This window comes from Nocardia brasiliensis (genome assembly GCF_011801125.1).
Lineage (GTDB): Bacteria > Actinomycetota > Actinomycetes > Mycobacteriales > Mycobacteriaceae > Nocardia > Nocardia brasiliensis_C.
Window position 1 is genome coordinate 1,038,276 of sequence record NZ_CP046171.1, and the last position, 19,512, is coordinate 1,057,787.

The following is a 19,512-nucleotide window of genomic DNA, read 5'->3' on the forward strand; positions in this document are numbered from 1 at the left end:
GGTGGTGACCAGCTATGGGCGATTTTTGGAGCGGCGTAGTCGATGTACTCGGATGGGTCGCCGGTACTGACTGGCCGGACGGTTCCGAGACCGGCATGCGCGGTTTGGCCGGTGATTGGCGTAATGCGGCCGAGGGCATCCGGGGTATCGAGTCGGATATCATGGCCGCGAAAAGCGCCGCCCTTGCCGCATATCCGCACGGTGCGGCCCGCGACGAGATCGGCGCGGTCTTCCAGAAATTGTGGGACGGCACCGGCGCCAAGAAAGAGCAAGAAAACCAAAATCTGAAAAAGATGGCGGAATTCTTCGACGGCATCGCCGACTCCTGTGATCAGGTGGGCGATGAAATCGAATACGCCAAATGGATGATGGCCTCCTCGCTGGCGCTGCTCGCCCTCGAGATCGCGGCCGCGTGGGCCTTCCCGCCTACCGCGCCGGCCGTGGAAGCAGGCGCGGTTATCGCCACCAGATTCGCCATCAGAATGATCTCGCAGCGGGTGATGGCCGCGATCACCAGAGCGCTCGCCAAGATGGTCACCTCGGCCTTCGCCAAGTGGTTCATGAAGCACGTCGCCATCGACCTGGCGCTGGGCACCATGCAGGACCTGGGCATCCAGCAGATGCAGGTCATGCAGGGCCACCGCAAGGACGGCATCAACTGGCAGCAGGTCGGCATGACCGCCCTGTCCTCCGGTCTCGGCGCGGCGGCGGCGGGCCCGGTCGGCGACAAGCTCGGCAGCATGCTGGCCGGCAAGATGAAGCCGTTCTTCGCGGGCGCGATCACCGGAATGGCCGCGGGCACAGTCGGTGCTGTCGCTGGTGCGCTACCGCAGTTCGCCCTCGACGTATATAAGAACGGTTGGGACGCGGCATTCAACAACCTCGACCCGCGCATGTTCACCGCGGGCGTCTCCAATGGCGCGATGTCGGGCGGCAACAAGGCTTTGGCGAACGGGTACTTCAGCTCGTCCCCGAAGTGGGGCGGCGGTGTGCGAGTCGACCCCGTCGGCGTGCCGAGGGTCGGCTCGCTCGGTACCCTCACGCCGACCGGTCTCGGCACCGGCGTGAACTCCCCCGGGGTGCACCCCACTGGGACAAATGGGTTGGGCGCCAACGGTTCTGGTGCACAGACCGGTACGACTCAGGGGGGTGGCACCGGAACGGGACGTGCCGGTGACGGCACGGGGGCCGGGGGCAACAACAGCGGTCGAACCGGCGACGGATCTCGCAACACCGACACCAACACCGGTGACGGTTCTTCGCAACGGACTTCGACGGGCGACGGTTCCTCGCAACGGACTTCGACCGGCGACGGTTCCTCGCAGACCTCGACAGGTGACGGTTCTTCGCAGCGGACTTCGACCGGCGACGGTTCTTCGCAGCAGCATTCCGGTGACGGCTCGAACCGGGCCAGTCAGTCCGAAACCAGTGCACCCCAACATGATCGGGGTGGCTCGGAGAGTCGCGCCAGTGACGGCGGGCGGCACGAGGGCGGCTCCGAAACTCGCTCGGCCGACGGCGGGCGACAGGAAGGCGGGTCGGAGAACCGGGCCGGCGCCGCGCCGGAGCACGGCGGTGCTGGCGACCAAAGTCGTAGTGGCGCAACGGATCAGGGTGGCAGCGCGCAGGATCTCGGCACCGCGGGCTCGCCGCAGCATTCCGGCATCGACGCCGGTGCGCCGATGCAATCGGGACAGGCTGCGCCGCAACATGGTCCGACTACCACCGCGGACCCCGCCCGGACCGGTGGCGACGGGTCGCAGCCGAGGTCCGGCGTGCCCGGCGAGGCGCGGCCGCATTCCGGCGCCGAGCCGGTGCGCAGTGCCGAGCAGGCGCGGACACAGTCGGGTGGCGAGACGAGGACGTCGGATTCCCGGGCTGGTTCGCCGGACGCGCGCCCAGGGGCGGAGCGGCCGCGCGCTGATTCGCGGGCCTCCGTAGCGGATCCGAATTCCCGTGCGGGAACACGAGATTCGAACCCCGGCATTCGTGCCGAATCGAGCGGTGAAGAAGCGCCGAAGGCGAAGCAGCGGGTCGCCAGCGAGGCGGGCGAAGGCGTCCAGGTGCGTCCGGAAGCCGGGGATCCCGCCGTGCGCCCGCAAGCCGACGCACCTCGCTCGGGTGAGGTGACTCCCCGATCCGTCGACGCCACACCGCGTTTGGGCGATGCGCCGCGTACGGACGATGCGGCACCGCGTACGGACAGTGATGCGCCGCGCACGGATGACGCCGCGCCGCGTACGGACACCGATGCGCCGCGCACGGATGACGCTGCGCCGCGCACGGATACCGATGCGCCGCATGCGGATGACGCTGCGCCGCGTACAGACACCGATGCGCCGCATGCGGATGACGCTGCGCCGCGCACCGACAGTGATGCGCCGCGCACGGATGATGCGGCGCCGCGCACCGACACCGATGCGCCGCGTACGGATGATGCTGCGCCGCAAGGGGATCGGCCGCGCACGGGTGAAGCGCCACGGGCCGGGCGGGAACCGGGCGAGGTGGGCGCGCGTCCGCGCGACGACGGCCCGACGTCGCGCGACGATGCGGACCCGGCTCAGCATCCCGACCGTGCGGACGGCCCCGACGACCGGCAGCGCGGTGGCGACGATCTCCTGTTGGTCCCGCCGTTGGTCGGCCCGGACGGCGCGAACACCCCGCACGGGCGGCAGCCGGGCGCCGACGCACCCAACGACGGCTCGCCGCGGCCCGACGGCGACAGCGAACCCGGTGCTGCGCCCAAGCCACGCGACCCCGACGAACTGCGCGGCAAGTGCGGCCTGCTGTCGGTGGTGGAACTGATCCGCAGGTTCGGTAGCGAGAACTTCCGCCTGCCGACCCGCGCGATCGGACCGGACGGCATGACCGCGGGTGAACTGGTCGCCTCGGCCGGTGGTGCGCTGCGCGAGTTCCCCGGGGCGGACGCGATCGCGAACCGGTTGATGACACTCGGCGAGGGTGCGACCGCGTTGGTGGTCGACGTCTACAGCGGACCATCGGACCGCCACGGCGTCGGCGCGCACGCGTATCTGATGGTGCACGAGAACGGCAAGATCACCATCCGCGACGCCACGCTGACCGGAGAAGAGGGCGGTGCGCCGACCCGCGATGTCGACCGCTCCCTCGCGATCCTGTTCAAAGGCGATGGGACGCCGGTCGATCCGGTGCCGACGCACATCCGTGACGAACTCATGCAGCAGGGCACGGACGAGGCGGATCCGGTACGGATCGGTGCGCGACCCGACGCGGCCCAGTTCTACCGGGGTAGCGACGGCAAGTGGCACCATCCCGACGACGCCGACAACACGTGGCGCGACGAGGGCAGCTTCCGCCTGCGCGACAGCTCGGGGTGGATCGATGATCACCTCAGCAAGCAGGGTTTCAAATTCCTTGCCGGCGAAGGGACCCCCGAGCCCTTCACGGTCAACGACCCGGAGCTGCAGAAGCAGCTGGATGCCGCCTCCGCAGAGCGGAAAGAGCTGCAGAAAGAGCGTGACGCGGTCGCCGACGACCTCGTCAAGCGGTTGATTCCGGAGTTCGCCAAGTACGACATCACCGAGATACCCCAGTTGAAGACCAGCGAACTCAATCGGGTCTTGGGCGAACTACAGGACAGTATTCGACACGACGACGATCTCACGGCCGCGGAGAAGGTGGCCAAGCTCGCACTGCTGCGCGAACTTGAAGCCAGCGCCGAGAAGTACAACGAGCTCGGCCCGAAGATGGTGAGCGTCTCCAAGCTGCTCGGCGAGCTCGGTGCGCAGGCATTCGGGCTCGACCCGGCCCGGCACCCGGACGCGGTGATCATCAGCCCGTTCAAGGGCGCGCGTGACGGCTCGGACATGGTCGATTACGCGGTACTGGTGCCCGGCCACGACGGCTCCGACGGGATTCCGCCGCGACCACCCAAGTTGGTCGTGATCGAAGCCAAGGGTGTCGGCTCGGGTCTCGGCGGCGCGAATACCGTGGACGGTCGCGCGCAGCAGGGCTCACCGGAGTACCTGCGGCGCACGCTGGCCATCGACCACAACCTCAAGACCATCCTGTCCGAGACCCCGGAGCAGTTGCGTGCGCGCGGCATCGACGTGGATTCGCCTGAGGGACAAGCACTTGTGCGTGCGCGCGACGAGCTGCTGAAGGCGCACCGCGACGGCACGCTGGACATCGAGTACTACAAGGCGCACGTCAACATCCACGGCAAGGTCAAGATCTCCGAGTTCGGCCTCGAGCGCAACGGCGTGCCGGTGCGGATGGACAACATCGGTGACGTCCAGTCCGATCACACTCCGCCGCAACCGGGTTCGCCCGACGGCAGCACGCCGGGCGGTCCGCACCCGCGCCCCGACGACCCCGCGAACCAGCCCGACGACCGCCGCGGCCGCTGCGGTGAGGACGCGCTGATCGACCTCAGGAATCGGCACGGCGACCATATCTGGTTGCCGGAGCGCACCATCGGCCCCGACGGCATGACGGCAAGAGAGTTGGAGGCGCTGGCCGGTGGCGAGTTGCGGCCCGTCGATACCCATGCCGAGATCCAGCGGCGGCTCATCGAACTGGGCGAGGGGTCTTCGGCCCTGGTCGTCGACACCTACGCGGGCCGCGACGAGCACGGCGTCGGCGCGCACGCGTACGAGCTGATCAACGTCGGCGGCGACAACATCATCGTGCGCGATATCGGTGCCGGACTGGACAATCACAGCTTCCCGCCGCGCACGCCGGGGGAGGTGCGCAACATTCGCGCCATCGTCCTCGCCGGACCCGAGGGACGGCCGGAACATCCGATCAGCGACGCGGACCGGCGCCGCATTCTCGATCAGGAAGCGAGCGCGCACGATCCGGCCCGGGTCGGCCAGCCGTTCGACGGCAGGCAGCACAACGGCACCGGCAGCCCTCGCCACGAACTTTCCGACACCTCACCGCCTGCCGATCTCGACGGCCCCGACGGCGATGCCCCGCGGCGGGACACGGACCTGCCCGAGGTCGAGATGATCGGTGAGCCAGGCCCCGGTGTGACGCCGGAGATGCTGGCAGCGGTGCAGCGCTCGGTCGCCGAAACCGGTGAGCCCGTGGTGCTTTTCGGCAGCAGGCAAACCGGCATCTCGGAGAAGACCGGCGAACCGTTCCGCGCCGACAGCGATCTCGACCTGGCCGCCACCACCCCCGAAGGGTTGTTGCGCCTTTCCGCCCTGCACGAGAGCGACAGCCCGATTCCGGGCGTCAAGGACGTAGCCGGAATCTTCTCCGAGGACGTAGCCCGCGAAAAGGGTTACCTGGTCATCAAACCGGTACCCGCCGACGCCACCACCCCCCGAACCCCGACCCAGCAAGGCGCCCCCGCCGACACCCACACCCGCCCCTCCGACGAAACCCGCGACCCCGGCACCCGCCCCCGCCCGGCGGAAGAGATGGCCGCCAGCGTCGACGACAATCGGCAGCCTGGGGCGGAGGAGGGGCGCGAGCTTGCCGACGGTGCGGACGGGCCGGTGGATCGCGGTGACGATGGCGCGGAAAATCGGCCGCTGCCTTCGTCGTTCATCATTCCGGACAACGGCGCGGCGATGCCGGGGCCCGAGGTCGACAGCCATCCGTTGGGGACACTCGACGAGTCGACGGTGACGCGGGATTCGGACACCGATCTGATCACCCATGTCGATGGCGTGCCGATCGACGACTATGTGCGTGCGCTGGGTGCCGAGCGTGCCGATGTGTACCGGCAGGCCGCAGCGGACAAGGTGCTGTCGCGAAATGCGCAGGGCGCGTGCATGTCCGTTGGCATCGACCGGCAGACCGGGCGCGTCTACGAAGCCGCGAACGGCAAGCGGTCCGACATCATCGCCGACGTGGACGCCCATCCCACGCTCAGGGAGAACCTCCGGCTCATGGAGGAGGCGGGTCCGTACACTCATAGCGACGACCCGAATGTGCCTCAGAACGAACCATATCCGCATCCCGACGAGCCCCTCGGTCATGCCGAGGTCAAGGCCACCAACCAGATGCTGTGGGATCGCCGGGCCGCCGGTTTGGCCGACGACCGTGCCGCGCTGGCCGCGCTGATCCACGCGCCGCAGTTCCCGTTCGGTGGTCGTGCGGGCGATGCCCCGTTCTGCGCGAACTGCCATCACATGCTCGACGGTGCGCAGAGCGCCACCGACCGGATGACCAAGTACCCGCCGTCGGACGCGGCCAAGCACAGCGTGCTCGAACAGCAGCGCCTCGCCGCCGAACAGGCGGGCACGCCGGAGGCGCCGCGCGTCGGCGATCCCGCCGATCCGGCGCGGGACGCGCGCCCGCCGGACCACGCACAACCAGAAGGTGATTCGGGTCCGGCGGTCAAGACCGCGGATTCGTCGCGCCCACAAACGGATTCGGCTCAGCCGGTCAAACCTGCGGATTCATCGCGGCCACAGACAGATTCGGCTCAGCCGGTGAAGCCTGCGGATTCGTCGCGGCCGGAGGAGGGGGCTGCGCCACGGCCGCGGCCCGCGGGGGCGGACGATCCCGGGAAGATGGCGGCCGGGCTGTCGCACGAGCGTGAGGTGGGCTCACGGCTGATGCCGCCCAGCCCCGACGCGCCGGGCGATGGAGTGCATCGCCCTGGCGACGACATGCCGCCGCAGCCGCAGATCACCGACGCGTGGACGCCGTTGAGCGCGGCGGAGGTCGGCGCGAAGCTGGCCGAAGACACCGGGCTGATCGTGTACGGGTTCGACCGGCCCGGCGTCGACGCCGAGGTGGCGCGCGAAATCGCCAGGGGCATCGTCGATCTGCGTGGCAGGTACCCGCAGATGGCCTTGGGCAGTGTCGGTATCGGCGACTTCCGCGGCCGTTGCCTGGCCATGGTCTTGCCGGGGATCAACCCGGAAACCGGTGTGCGCCACGCGGACTCGATCAAGTTCAGTTCCGATTTCGTCGGCAGCATGGACGCCTTCCGCCAGGAAGTGCAGCGCGGCCTGAACAACGGCCGGTTCGGCCCGAACATGATGGGCGAGGGCCGGGCAGTGCGCGCCATCGTGACCCACGAGTTCGGGCATGTGGTGGACATGCACGGTCAGCGCGTCTCGCTGCGGCCGATGAATCCCGACGATCCGCACTCGCTCACCTACGCCGACCATGTGCTGCAGGAGTACTACAAGCAGAAGGCCGCGTCCGATCCGGCCTTCCCGGCTACCCGCCAGGGCTACGACCAGTGGCTGCGGCAGCTGAGCCCCTACAGCTTCGACCAAGACGGCGTGTTCAATCCGGGCGAAGCCGTCGCCGACGCCTTCTTGGACGTCGAAAGCAACGGCTCGCGCGCGAGCGAGCCCGCGCAGGTACTGCACAAGATGCTGATGGACCTGGCCGCGCTCGGCGCCGACGCGCTGCCGCCGCGGCTGCCCCGGCCCGAAAACGGTGCCCAGCCGCCGATGCGGGCGGGTGCTGACGCCGAGGGCACGCCGGAGCGTGCCGAAGGCAGGCACGAGAGTCTCGCGGACTGGTCCGCGCGGATGCGCGCCGAGCAGGCGGAGTGGACGGCGCGCATGGCCGCCGAACACGCGGCGGCGATGCGGCAGCTCGCCGATACCGGGCCCGCGGACTGGGCGTCGCAGATGCGGGCCGACCACGCCGAATGGCAGGCACACATGGCGGCGATGCGTGCCGAGTTCGCTCGCGATATCGCCGATGGCGTACTGCCGCGGGTCGCCGCGGACGCACCGGAGGATCCCGCCGGGCAGCATCGCGCCGAAGATCAGGAGAACAGCGGCCGCACCGGCGAGCGACCGCATCCGGGCGATGTGAAGGTATGGCCGCTGGGCGAGTCTCCGGCCGAACCGGAGGCCGCGGGTGCGGGCGGCGGCAAGAAGCCGCCGGAAACTCCACCGCCCGTGGGTGATCCGGGTGACGCGGACGCGAACAACGGTGATCGGCGCTCCGGCGAGGACCCGGCAGCGCGCGAGCCCGAGCGCACGCAGACTCCCGAGGTGCCCGCGCCGACCAGGGAGGAGGTGTTCGCCCAGCGCCAGCAGGAACTCGAGGCCGCGCGCGAGCGGGCCCTCGCCGAACGCGCGGACGCGCTGCGGCAGCGCACCGAACTCGCGATGCGGTTGCGGGTCGACTCCGACGTCGACGCACCCGGCCTGCGGCCGGAGAATCTGGCCGACACCATCGACGAGATCCTCGGGCGCACAACGGAGTTGCGTGAGCAACCGGTGGTCGCGGATCGGGTCGCGAACCTGGAGCGCCAAGTCGGCCGGATCGCCGACGCGGATGCCGAGATCGCCCGGGTGGGCCAAGAATTGGCGATGCTCGCCGCCGAACGTGAGGCGGCGGCACGCAACGAGACCCCCGAGGGTGAATACGATCGCCTGCTCGAGCAGCGGCGCCAGCTGTTCCAGGATCGCGAGACGGCCCGTGCGATCCGCGACGAACTCGCGGTGCGGCATGGGATCACCGATCTCAACGGCGATGCCTTCGAGCGCCGAGTGCTCGAGATGTACGACGAGTCGCAGGGCCGCACGGTACATGTGCGCGGTGGGTTGGACAGCATGGAGCGGATCGTGCACGAGCCGCTGTCCCGGCCCGAGGCGATAGCGCGGCAACGGGAGATCCGGGAGCTGGCCGAGGCGTTGGCGGAGTTCAACCGACTCGATCAGGCGATCGATCGGATCGACGCACGGATGGCCCAGCTGCGCGACGAAGGCGTCGGACTCGATCGCCCGCCCTCCGACGACCTGGCCACCGATCTGGATCGGTTGGCAGGTGAGCGCACCGAACTGCTCCGCGACACCAGGGTGCAGCGGATGATGGTCACGGATCTGGCGCGCGCGTTGCGCATCGACGAGGCGAGCCTGCTGGAGAGCCCGCAGCGGCTGGCCGAGGAGATCGAGAACGAGCGTTCGCGGACGACCCGAATCGACGAGATGGCCGATCGCCTGGCGATGCTCGATCTCCTGGAGTCCGCGGCCACCGACGTGCTGGCCGCCGATCACGCGATCGGCAGGCTCGCCGACGAGATGGCTAGGGTCACCGGGTTGTGGCGCGATCTCATCACCGCACAGGGCGGGCACATGGTGACCGACCGTGTCGGCATCATCTACGGCGAGCGTCCGCGGGTCATCGTGTTCGGCCCGCGCGCCGAATTCCAGGGCCCGCACCGCGAATTCGACGCCGCGCTGCGCGACGCGTTGGACCGCAGCCCCACCATCGCGCAGGCCATGATGCGCAACCCCCGCGTCGAGTACCACCAGATCGTCACCGACCGCGACGGCGGCTGGCGTGATGTCGGTATGCGCGGCCCCCGGATCGAGCGCGCTGAAACCGGTTGGATCAACGGGGATCCCGGCATGCTGATGGTCCGCTGGCAAGACGGCGACGGCAACTGGCACCCGGTGAATTCGGCCAGGCCCGAATGGCGCACCAACCGCGATGACAACACGCCCGCGTATTGGGAGGAGCCCAACCCCGACTGGTGGGCGGGCCTCGGCGACTTCATCAACGATCTGGCAACGCCTTTCGCCGATATCCCGCCGGGGCATATCGCGAAGAATATGCTGCCGATGAATCCGATGAACTCGCCGGCGCTCTACGACAGCAGCGGCGTCGACCCGAACTCCATCGTCGAGATTCACATCGGCGGCGATTTCTATGCCATCCAACGGAATCTGCGTACCTTGTTCGCGGCCATCGATCATCCGATGGTCCGGGACTGGATTCATCGGCATCCGGAGATCGGCGACTGGGTCAAGGCGCGGCCGTGGCTGCAGAAGATGCCGATCTTCGGCACCATGTGGGCCTCGTTCGACTGGTACAAGCCGCCGGAGTCGAATATCCAGCCGATGTACCGGCGATGGGAGCAGTCGGAGCACACACAGTTCCATCACCGGGTCGAGATCCCGGAGTGGGTGCAGCGCGCGATCGATGCGGATGTCAAGCGGTGGCGCGAAGTGGTTCAGGACTGGGCCGATCGCGAATACGAGCGCTTCCGTGCCGACGATCAGCTCCCCGATCGACTGGTCGGGCCGGTGGCCGACTATCGAGATCGGCAGCAGGTAGCCGGTGCGCAGGATGTGCTGAAGCACATCCGCGAGGAGCTGGTGGACCCGCACCGCGGGGTCGACCTGAACCGCCCTGACGTCGACAACCAACTGCAGCTGATCGACGATCAGATCGACCGGCTGGCGCGCAAATTCGCCAACCACTTCCGCACCGACGACGTGGCCGAGATCCGGGACACGATCGCCGAAATTCGCAAGCAGTTGCTCGACATTCGCAGCGAACGTCCGATCACCGACGCCGATATCGCTTTGCGGGTCGAGGAATTGACCCCGGCGATCCGTCCGCTGGTGCCGGAATTCGAACGCCAGAACCCGGCACTGAAACCACCGGATCTGGACTTCGAGCAGGTCACGCCGCGGCTCGAGTTCCCCGAGTTCACCACCGCGCAACTGCGGCAGATCCTCGATCATCTGCTCGTCGACGAGCACCTGGCCAGTGACCACACCGATCCGAGCGGCAGGCCGGTGCGCAGGCGGATGGATCAACTGGCCGATGTCGCCGAGGCGATCAACCGGATCCTCGATGGCAAGCCGCTGCCCGCCGACATCGTGTTGCTGCTCGACGCGCTGGCCGAGTCCAGCTATCTGCGCGATCCGGCCAACGCGGATAAGACCTGGCATCACGCGAACGCGCACGCCGTCGCCGAGGGCTTCCACTGGGACGCGAACCGGCCACCGCTGACCGGGGAGCGGGCCGGCATCCCGTACGCGCCCGAGCCGCTCAATGCGCCGGAGCCGTTCCTGCCGCGGGACCGCTACGAGCTCCAGCTCGCCAAGGCTCGGGTCGCGTGGGAAGCGCGCACTGATGCCTTGCTCCAGGCTGCCATCGATGCCGGGGTCGACGCGGACGTGGTGTTCGCCGAGGATCCGGCGCCGCGGCTGGCGGAGTTGCGGGCACAGCAGCCCGATGATGCGGGACGGCAGCGGATCGATGATCTGAGCAGGGCGCTGCAAGAGTTCGATGCGGCCGCCGCTGAGGTGACGCGGCTAGAGGACCAGCTCGATCGGTACAACGCCGAGCGTGCTCTGCCGCGTGCCCAGCGCATGGAACTGCTTGCCGGGGAACCGGATGCGCCAACGCGACCCGAGCAGACGGAAACCCCCGAGGCGATCGCCGAACGGCAGCGGGACGCCGAAGCGCAAGCGCGGCAACGCCAGAACGAGATCGATCGGCTGGAGCAGGCCAAGGCCGACGCGTTGCGGGCCAGGGACGAGGCCGAGCAGCAGCTGCGGCAGGCGCGCGACCAGGCGGAAGCCGAGGGCGCGTTCGAGCGGCAGCGATTCGCCGAACGGGATGCCGCGGACCTGGATCAGCAACTCACCCAACAGCTTCGGGACAATGCGCTGGCTGACGCCGGTGCGCGCCCGCTGCCTGGCCTGCCGCAGGTCGGTGTGATCGATGGCGATCCGCGTCGGGTCGTTGTCGTGGTGCACGGTGAGTCGGATCCGGCCACGGTGCTGGACCGGGCGGTGGCGCGGCATCCGGAACTCGGCGATCTCGTCGGGCCGAATCGCGACAATGCCATTGTCGTTCGGCTCACCCCCGGCGAAGACGGCCGCACGCAGGTACATCGGGAAGATCCGCCGGACGCGCCCCCGTTGCTCGCCACGCGGCCGGAGCCCGACACACCGAGCGACGGTGGCGCGGCGCAGCGCCCACCGGTCGCGGAGACACCGCAGCAGCGTGCGGCGATCGATCGGCTGGAGCAGGCCAAGGCCGACGCGTTGCGGGCTAGGGACGAGGCCGAGCAGCAATTGCAGCGGGCGCGCGACCAGGCCGAGGCCGAAGGCGCGTTCGAGCGGAAGGGCGACGCCGAGCGCACGGCCGCCGACCTGGATCAGCAGCTCACGCAACAGCTTCGGGACAACGTGCTGGCCCAGGTCGGTGCACGCCCGCTAACCGGTCTGCCGCAGGTCGGTGTGATCGATGGCGATCCGCGTCGGGTCGTTGTCGTACTGCGTGGCGAGTCGGCGCAGCCCACGACGCTGATCGATCGAGCGCTCGCTCAGCATCCGGACCTGGCCGAGGTTGTCGGGCCGAACCGCGACAACGTGGTGCTCTTCCGGCTCGTCACCGGCGAGGACGGCCGCACTCAGGTGCACCGCATCGATCCACCCGACGCCTCCGCCCTCCCCGCCACCCGCCCGGAGCCCGACGCGCCGAGCGACGGCGGCGCCGCGAAGCGACCCCCGACCGGCGACACCCCGCAGTCGAGCGAAACCCCGCAGGTCGGTGCGCCCGCTGAGGCCACGCCTGCCGAGCCGTCGCGGGCACGCCAGGCTCCGCCACCCGGAGCCGCGACGCCGGTGCGCGAAATACCGTCGGCTGGTGAGGTTTCGCAGACTAGCCCGGCTGAGCAGCCGGGTGTGCGTCAGACTCCGGAGTCCGGTGCCGCGTCCCCGGTGCGGGAAACACCTTCTGCGGGTGAGGCTTCGCGTCCGGGGCCGGCCGAGCAGCCGGTTGCGCGTCGGGCTCCGCAGTCCGGTGCCGTGGCGCCGGTGCGGGAAACGCCTTCGGCCGGTGAGGTGCCGCGGTCGGCCGCGGTGCCGCCGTCGCGCGAGGCGCCGCAGCCGGTGGGTGAGAGCCAGGTGGGTGGCGCGGTGCCGCGTGCGGGGGAGCCGGGCGATCCTGTCGTCAACCGGCAGTCCGAAGTCGGCGCGCCTGCCACGGACCCGGGTGCGGTCAACCGTCCGCAGTCCGGTGCACCGGTGGGGCAGTGGTCGACGGTCGGGGAGCCGCGCGCACACGAGCCATCCACGCGCACACCGGAATTCGAGAGTCTGGTGACGCGGATCGCCGACGAGGCGGCGCGTGGTCAGCAACTGCTCGACGGCGCGCGGGCGGCACTGCGCGCCCTCGGCGTCGACCCGGACGGGTTGAACCCGCGGCAGATCGAGCAGCGTGCCAGGGAGGTCGCCGACGCCGCCGATGCCCGGATCACCGAGTTGAACAACCGCACCGGTATCCGGCCAGAGGAGATGGTGCAATACTTCGACGACCGCAGGGCCGCGCAGCAGCACTACACCGACGTGACGCGGCTGATGGGCACGCTCACGCAGCACCTCGGCCAGTACCACGAGTCGGTCCGGACCAGGAATGACCTGCGCACCGAAGCCGCCGCCGAGGTCGCGCGGGACCTGCTCGCCACCGAGGGGCAGCCGCTGCCGAACGCCGACGGTGTCGCGCTGCTGCCAGGCGACCCGCAGCGCGTGCTCGTGGTCTCCCCGTTCCGCTCGCCCGAGCACATCGTCGGCGCGGATCTGCGTAATTCCTTGGCGCAGCAGAACATCGAGGTCGTCTATCGGCAAGTGCTGGTGGACGACGCGGGCCACGTGACGGTCGTGGATCTGCTGCCGCCGGGCAGTGCGACACCCGAGACCGGGGCGGTCCCGCCGAGTCCGCGGCCGACTCGCAGCGCTGGGGCGGGTGCTCCGGTACGTCCGGGGCCGTCGAGCGAGCAGACCGGTGCGCCCGAAACGCGGGTGCCGAGTGCGGCCGCGCGTCCGGAAAGCGAAGCGCCGCAGCAGGCTCCTGCCCCGCGGACGGAGGGAGCGGGCGGCGGGAAGAAGCCGCCGCAGCCGCCGACGGCACCGCCGGTCGGCGATCCGGGCGACGGGCCAGAAGGCCGTCAGAACCGTCCACCGCAGGGTGCGCCGCGCGTTCCGGGCGAAGCCGATACGGGCGCGGCGGATCTCGCCCGCGCCGTGGCTCGGATCGACGACGCGCCGAACTCCGGTGAGCAGATTCGCGTCGAGATCCTCAGTGAGGGCGCGCTGCAGATGGCCGAGCGGGTCGAGCTGATCACCCTCGCCGATGGCACCCAGCTGATCCGCAAGACGCTGAGCAACCCGGTCCACGCCGACGCGGAAGTGCTTGCGGCACTGGTCGGCCGGGCGGTCGGGGCGAACGTGCCGCACATCCTGCGGGTCAGCGACAACATGATCTTCATGCAGTTCATGCCCGGTGACTGGCCGAGCAGCCTGCATCCGGGGGCGTGGAGCCCGCAGCAGACCGGGCTCACCGACACCCCGGCCGGTGTGCGCCTCGGCCTGCTGGATGTATTGATCCGGATGCCGGACCGCGGCATGACGAACTGGCTGGCCACCAGGGACGGACAGATCAGCGGTATCGACCACAGCCTCGCCTTCGTCGGTGGCCGTCGTGGCGACGCCGAAACCTCCAGTGGGTTCGCCCATCACTTCTTCGACCGTGGCGCCGACGGCACGGTGCAGTGGCGGCAGCACGACCTCAGCGCCGCCGAACTCGCCGAGATCCGCGCCAGGATCGAGGCGCTGGAGCCGGAGTTCGCCGCGCACCCGGACTGGTATCAGTCCGTGCTCGACCGGTTGACGATGCTCGAGCAGAACGTGCGCCCCGACGGTCCGATGCCGCCCGAGGGCCCGTCGGGCGATCCTGGTGACCCGGGCGGTGCGGGTCCGCGGCAGCCGGGTGGCCCGCAGCGGCCCGGCGCTCCCGAACAGCCGCATGTTCCCGACAACGAAAGCGGCGCACCGAGATCCACGGGTGTCGTCGATCCGGCGGGTGCGCCGCGGACCGGCGACCCGGGGCGACCCGACCCGACCCCGACACCGGAGGTGGACCCCGCCGAGCGTCGCGCCGAGTTGGTCCAGTCGCGCGAGGAGGTGCTCGCCGACCGGGACAGCGCGATGCGCAGGCGCGACGAACTCGCTACGCTGCTCGGCGTCGACCCGTCGAACGACTGGGCGGCATTGCGGCCGGGCGAGGCCTTGGACGACACCCTGCGGCAGTTGAACCACCACCGGGTCGAGGGCCAGGAGCGGATGCCGCACGACGTGCTCCGGGTCAAAGAGCTGGAGCGGTTGTGCAATCGGATCGCGACCGACGAGGAAGCGTTGACGCGGTTGACCGAAGAGCTGGCCGCGCTCGATGCCGAGAGTACGCCGCTGGAAACCCGTGAGGCCGAATACGATCGGCTGTTGGAGGAGCGGGCCGATCGGGCGCGCGAACGCGAGAACGCCCGTGCGGTAAGGGATGACCTCGCCTTGCGGCTCGACGTGCCCGAACTCAGCGGTGACGCGTTCGATCAGCGGGTACTCGATCTGTACCAGGAGGCGCGCACCCGCACGGTGCGGTTGCCGGGCAACCTCGACAGCCCGGGCCGGGTGGTGCACGAGCCGGTCGCCGGGCCCGAGCGCGAACTCCGTGAGCAGGCCATCCGAAACCTGCAGCAGTCCGTGCGCGAGTTCAACCGGCTCGACCAACTCGTCACGGGGATCGACGGCAGGCTCAACGAACTGCATCGCCAGGGCGTGGACCGGGACCGGCCGCTCTCCGATGACCTTGTCGAGGAACTGGATAAGCTGGCGGCCAGGCAGGCCGCGGTCTTCCAGGAGAGCAGGCGGCCGCGTGCCGTGCTGGAGGATCTGGCGGAGCGACTGAGTATTCCGCTGACCGAGCTGGGGCCGGAGCCGCAGCGTCTGGCCGACACCATCGATCACCACCTGCGTACCGACGACGGCACCGATCCCGATCGGCCCGCGATGCTCGAGGTGCTCGCCACCGCGGCCGCCGATGTGATCAGGGCCGACAACACGATGACCCGGCTACAGGATCAGATGAACGCGCTCACCGAGCGCTGGCACGAGGTCGCGGGCTGGCGGGACACGCTCACCGCCGAGGGCGGACGCATGGTGACCGACCAGGTCGGCTTCTTCGGCGGGCTGCATCCGCGCATCGTCGTCTTCGGCCCGGTGGCCGGGGCCGACTATCCGCGGGGCGGACACGACACCGCGTTCGCGCACGCGGTCCGAACGAATTCCGATGTAGCGCAGGCGATGATGCGCGGGCCGCAGATCGAGTACCGGCACACTGCCGCGGGCCGGGAGCCGGTGGTGCAGCACGGGCCGCGGCTGGAACGCACCGAAACGGGTTGGATCAAGGGCGATACCGGCATGCTGGTGGTCCGGTGGCAGGACAGCGACGGGCAGTGGCATCCGGTCGACCCGAGCAGGCCGGACTGGAAGACCAATCGCGACGCGGAGACGCCGGACGCCTACAACCCGGGCGACCCGGACTGGTGGGCCGGCCTCGCCGACTACATCAATGACCTGGCAACGCCTTTCGCCGATATCCCGCCGGGGCATATCGCGAAGAACATGCTGCCGATGAACCCGATGAACGTGCCGGTGAAGTACTTCCAGGAGGGCGTGCCCGACGACGCTCTGGTCAACGTGCACGTCGGATCGGATTTCTATGCCATTCAACGGGATATCCGTACGCTGCTCGCGGCGATCGATCACCCGAAGGTGAAGGAGTGGATCCAGCGGCATCCGGAGATCGGGGACTGGGTCAAGGCCAGGCCGTGGCTGCAGAAGCTGCCGCCGTTCGCGACGGTGTGGTCCGGATTCGACTGGCACAAACCGCCGGAGACCAACATCCAGCCGATGTATCGCAGCTGGGAGGCGAGCGAACACACCCGCCACGACCATGTGGAGATCCCCGAGTGGTTGCAGCGTCAGTTCGATGACGAGGCCGCCAGATGGCAGACGGTGCAGGACTGGGCCGACAGCCAGTACGAAAAGTTCCGTGCCGACGATCAACTGGCCGACAAGATCGCCGACCAGCTGGCGCAGTACGGCAGAGATCAGCAGGAGGCCGCCGCTCGCACGCTGATCGACCTGGTGCGCCAGCAATTGGTGGACGGCCACCGCGGCATCGACCCGACCCGCCCCGACGTCGGTCAGCAGCTGGACCGGATCGGTCAGCAGATCGACGAGCTGGCCGGGCGCACCGACACCATGTTCGACGGCAACGATCGGGACCTGGTGCGCGAGACCATCGCCGACATCCGCAACGCGCTGCTCGACGAACGCAGCAACAACGGCCGGATCAGTGACGAGCGGATCAACGAGATCGTCGCGGACCTGGCGCCGCGGATGTGGTACGACGTCACCGCGGATGGCGCGTTGCCGCCGCCGAATTTCACCAGGGAACAGATCCAGCAGGTGCTCGACCATCTGATGGTCGACGAGCACCTGGTCACCGACTACGCCGATCCCACCGGCCGGATGGTCTCGAAGCGGATGGACCAGCTCGCCGATGTCGCCGAGGCGATCAACCGCCTGGTCGACGGCAAAGCGCTGAAGCAGGACATCGTGCTGCTCTACGACGCGCTGGCCGAGTCGGAGTTCCTGCGGGACCCGGAGAACCACGACAAGACCTGGCACGACGCGAACACGCACGCGGTCAGCCTCGGCTTCCACTGGGACGCGGACCGACCGCCGTTGACGGACTGGCGTGCGGGCATTCCGTACGCTGTCGGCCCCCTGCCCGACCCGCCGCCGTTACTGCCACGCGACCGCTACCAATTCGAATTGGACCGGGCGCGAGAGGCGTTGAACACCCATCTCGACGCGATGCTCGAACTGGAACAAGCTCTCGGCCTGGATCCGGCATGGTTGTTCGGTTCCGATCGGACGGCCGAGGCGTTGCTCGCGGATCTGCGCGCGCAACAGACCGATGCCGAAGGCGAACGGCGCGTCGATGATCTGGCGCGGGTCTGTCGCGACCTCGACGCGGCCGACGAGGTGGTGCGGGTGCTCGAAGAGAGCCTGGCGCGTCACGACAGCGAACTCGCGAAGGCACGGGAGCTGGAACGCAGCGGTCGGGCGGAATTGCCTGCGGCCGAAGCGGATTCGCCGATCCGCCAGGAAGGCGACACCGACGCCGCGGCACGGGAGACCGAACGCCTTGCGGTGCGGGAACGCCGCGAGGACCTGGAACTACAGCTGACCAGGGCCCAGCAGGCGCTGGACCGAGCCGAGGCCGCGCGGGCGGCGGCGGCCGAGGCGCTGCGGGTGTCGATCGAGCCGAACCAGCTCGACTCCGAGCACGAGATCGTCGCGCGTGCCGACGAACTGCGTTCCCGGACACTGGATGTCGCCGAGCAGCAAGCCCGGTTGGACCGGGTTGCCGAGCTGGAACAGGCCGCACGTGACTACCTGGCGGCCGAGTTGGCGGTCGCGCGGATCGAGGAGGACCTGGCGCGCGCGGAGTCTCGGGCCGCGGCACTCGCCGACCCGGAGACGAGTACGCCGGACCGCTCGCGAACCGACCAGGAAAGCGAGAACCGGCACGAGGCAGTGGATTACACGGCACCGGTGCGCCCCGGCACCGAGGACGGCGTGCTCGACGGTGCCGATCGCCGTACCCAGCAGCGGGATCCGGACTCGGGTCGGGATCGCGACGATGCCGACAACAGTGCGGATCGGGATCGGTCGACCGACGACGATGACGGTGACAGCGATGATCGGACGCGCACGGCGGAAGGGATGACGCCGCCGGTCTTCCGCTCGCGTATTCCGCACCCGCCGCACGAGTTCGAGCTCGACTTCCCGCCGCCCACGATGGCGCCGCCCGCGCCGAAGGCGCCGATGCCGGAGTTGCCGGAGCCGGAGAAGCCGCCGACTCCGCCGCAGCCGCCCGTGCCGCCGCAGCCGCCCGTGCCGCCGCGGCCGCCCGTGCCGCCGAGCCCGCCGAATCATCCGGGGGGCCAGCCGACGACGCCGCACCCGATGCCGCCGACCATGCCGCCGACCATGCCGCCGACGACACCTCCCACGACGCCGCCGACTACGCCGCCGACTACGCCGCCGACTACGCCGCCGACTACGCCGCCGACCACGCCGCCGACGACGCCGCCGACGACGCCGCCGACCACGCCGCCGACCACGCCGCCGACGACACCTCCGACCACGCCGCCGACGACACCTCCCACGACGCCGCCCCCAACGCCGACGCTTCCCCCGGACCCGACCGAGACGCCTGGCCCGACCCAGACGCCGGACCCGACGCAACCGCCAGGTCAGTCGGGTGCGCCGCTGCCGCCGTACCCGGGCGAGTCGGCCATACCGCATCACCCGGGCCGGAACGGCAACCCCGGACAGCTCGGGCTCCCACCGAACCCGCTGCTGTCCGCCGGACCGCAACAACCGATGGTCCCGCCGATGGTGCCTCCGATGGTGCCGCCCATGGCGGGATCGGGCGCGGGTGGCGCCTCCGGTGGCCGGGACGGGCGACGGAAGCACTGGAACGGCGAGAACGGTTCCGGCAGTTCGGAAATCATCTTGCAGGCCCTCGACGGCGGACGGCTCGCGACCTTCGATCCGGACACCGGCGCGTTGCGTGCCGCTACCATCGCCACCGGGCAGGTGGGCGGCGTGCTCGGCTACTTCGGCGACACGCTCGCGGTGTTCTATCGCAAGGACAGCAGGTTGACGCTGCGGCTCGGCGCCAACGAGTTCGATCTCGATTCGCCCGCGGTCTGGGTGAATTGGGAGCAGCGCGGTCCGCGGCAGGCGCGGTTCCAGGTGAACGTCGACGGCCAGACCGTCACCGATGTCCCGTATCCGCTCACCGGCATCGGCACCGATCTCGGGTTGCTGGTCCGTGACGTGCTCGCCGATCCGCGGCGCTGCGCCACGGTTTTCACCTGAT

The 19,512-nt window shown here is 69.7% G+C and carries 1 protein-coding gene; it reads left to right on the forward strand.

Features of this window, described 5'->3' with window-relative positions; translation table 11 throughout:
* Positions 1 to 14 precede the first annotated feature (14 nt).
* Complete coding sequence (locus tag F5X71_RS04710) at positions 15 to 19,511, forward strand: hypothetical protein (protein ID WP_167460823.1); 19,497 nt, start codon at positions 15 to 17, stop codon at positions 19,509 to 19,511.
* Position 19,512: the final 1 nt, after the last annotated feature.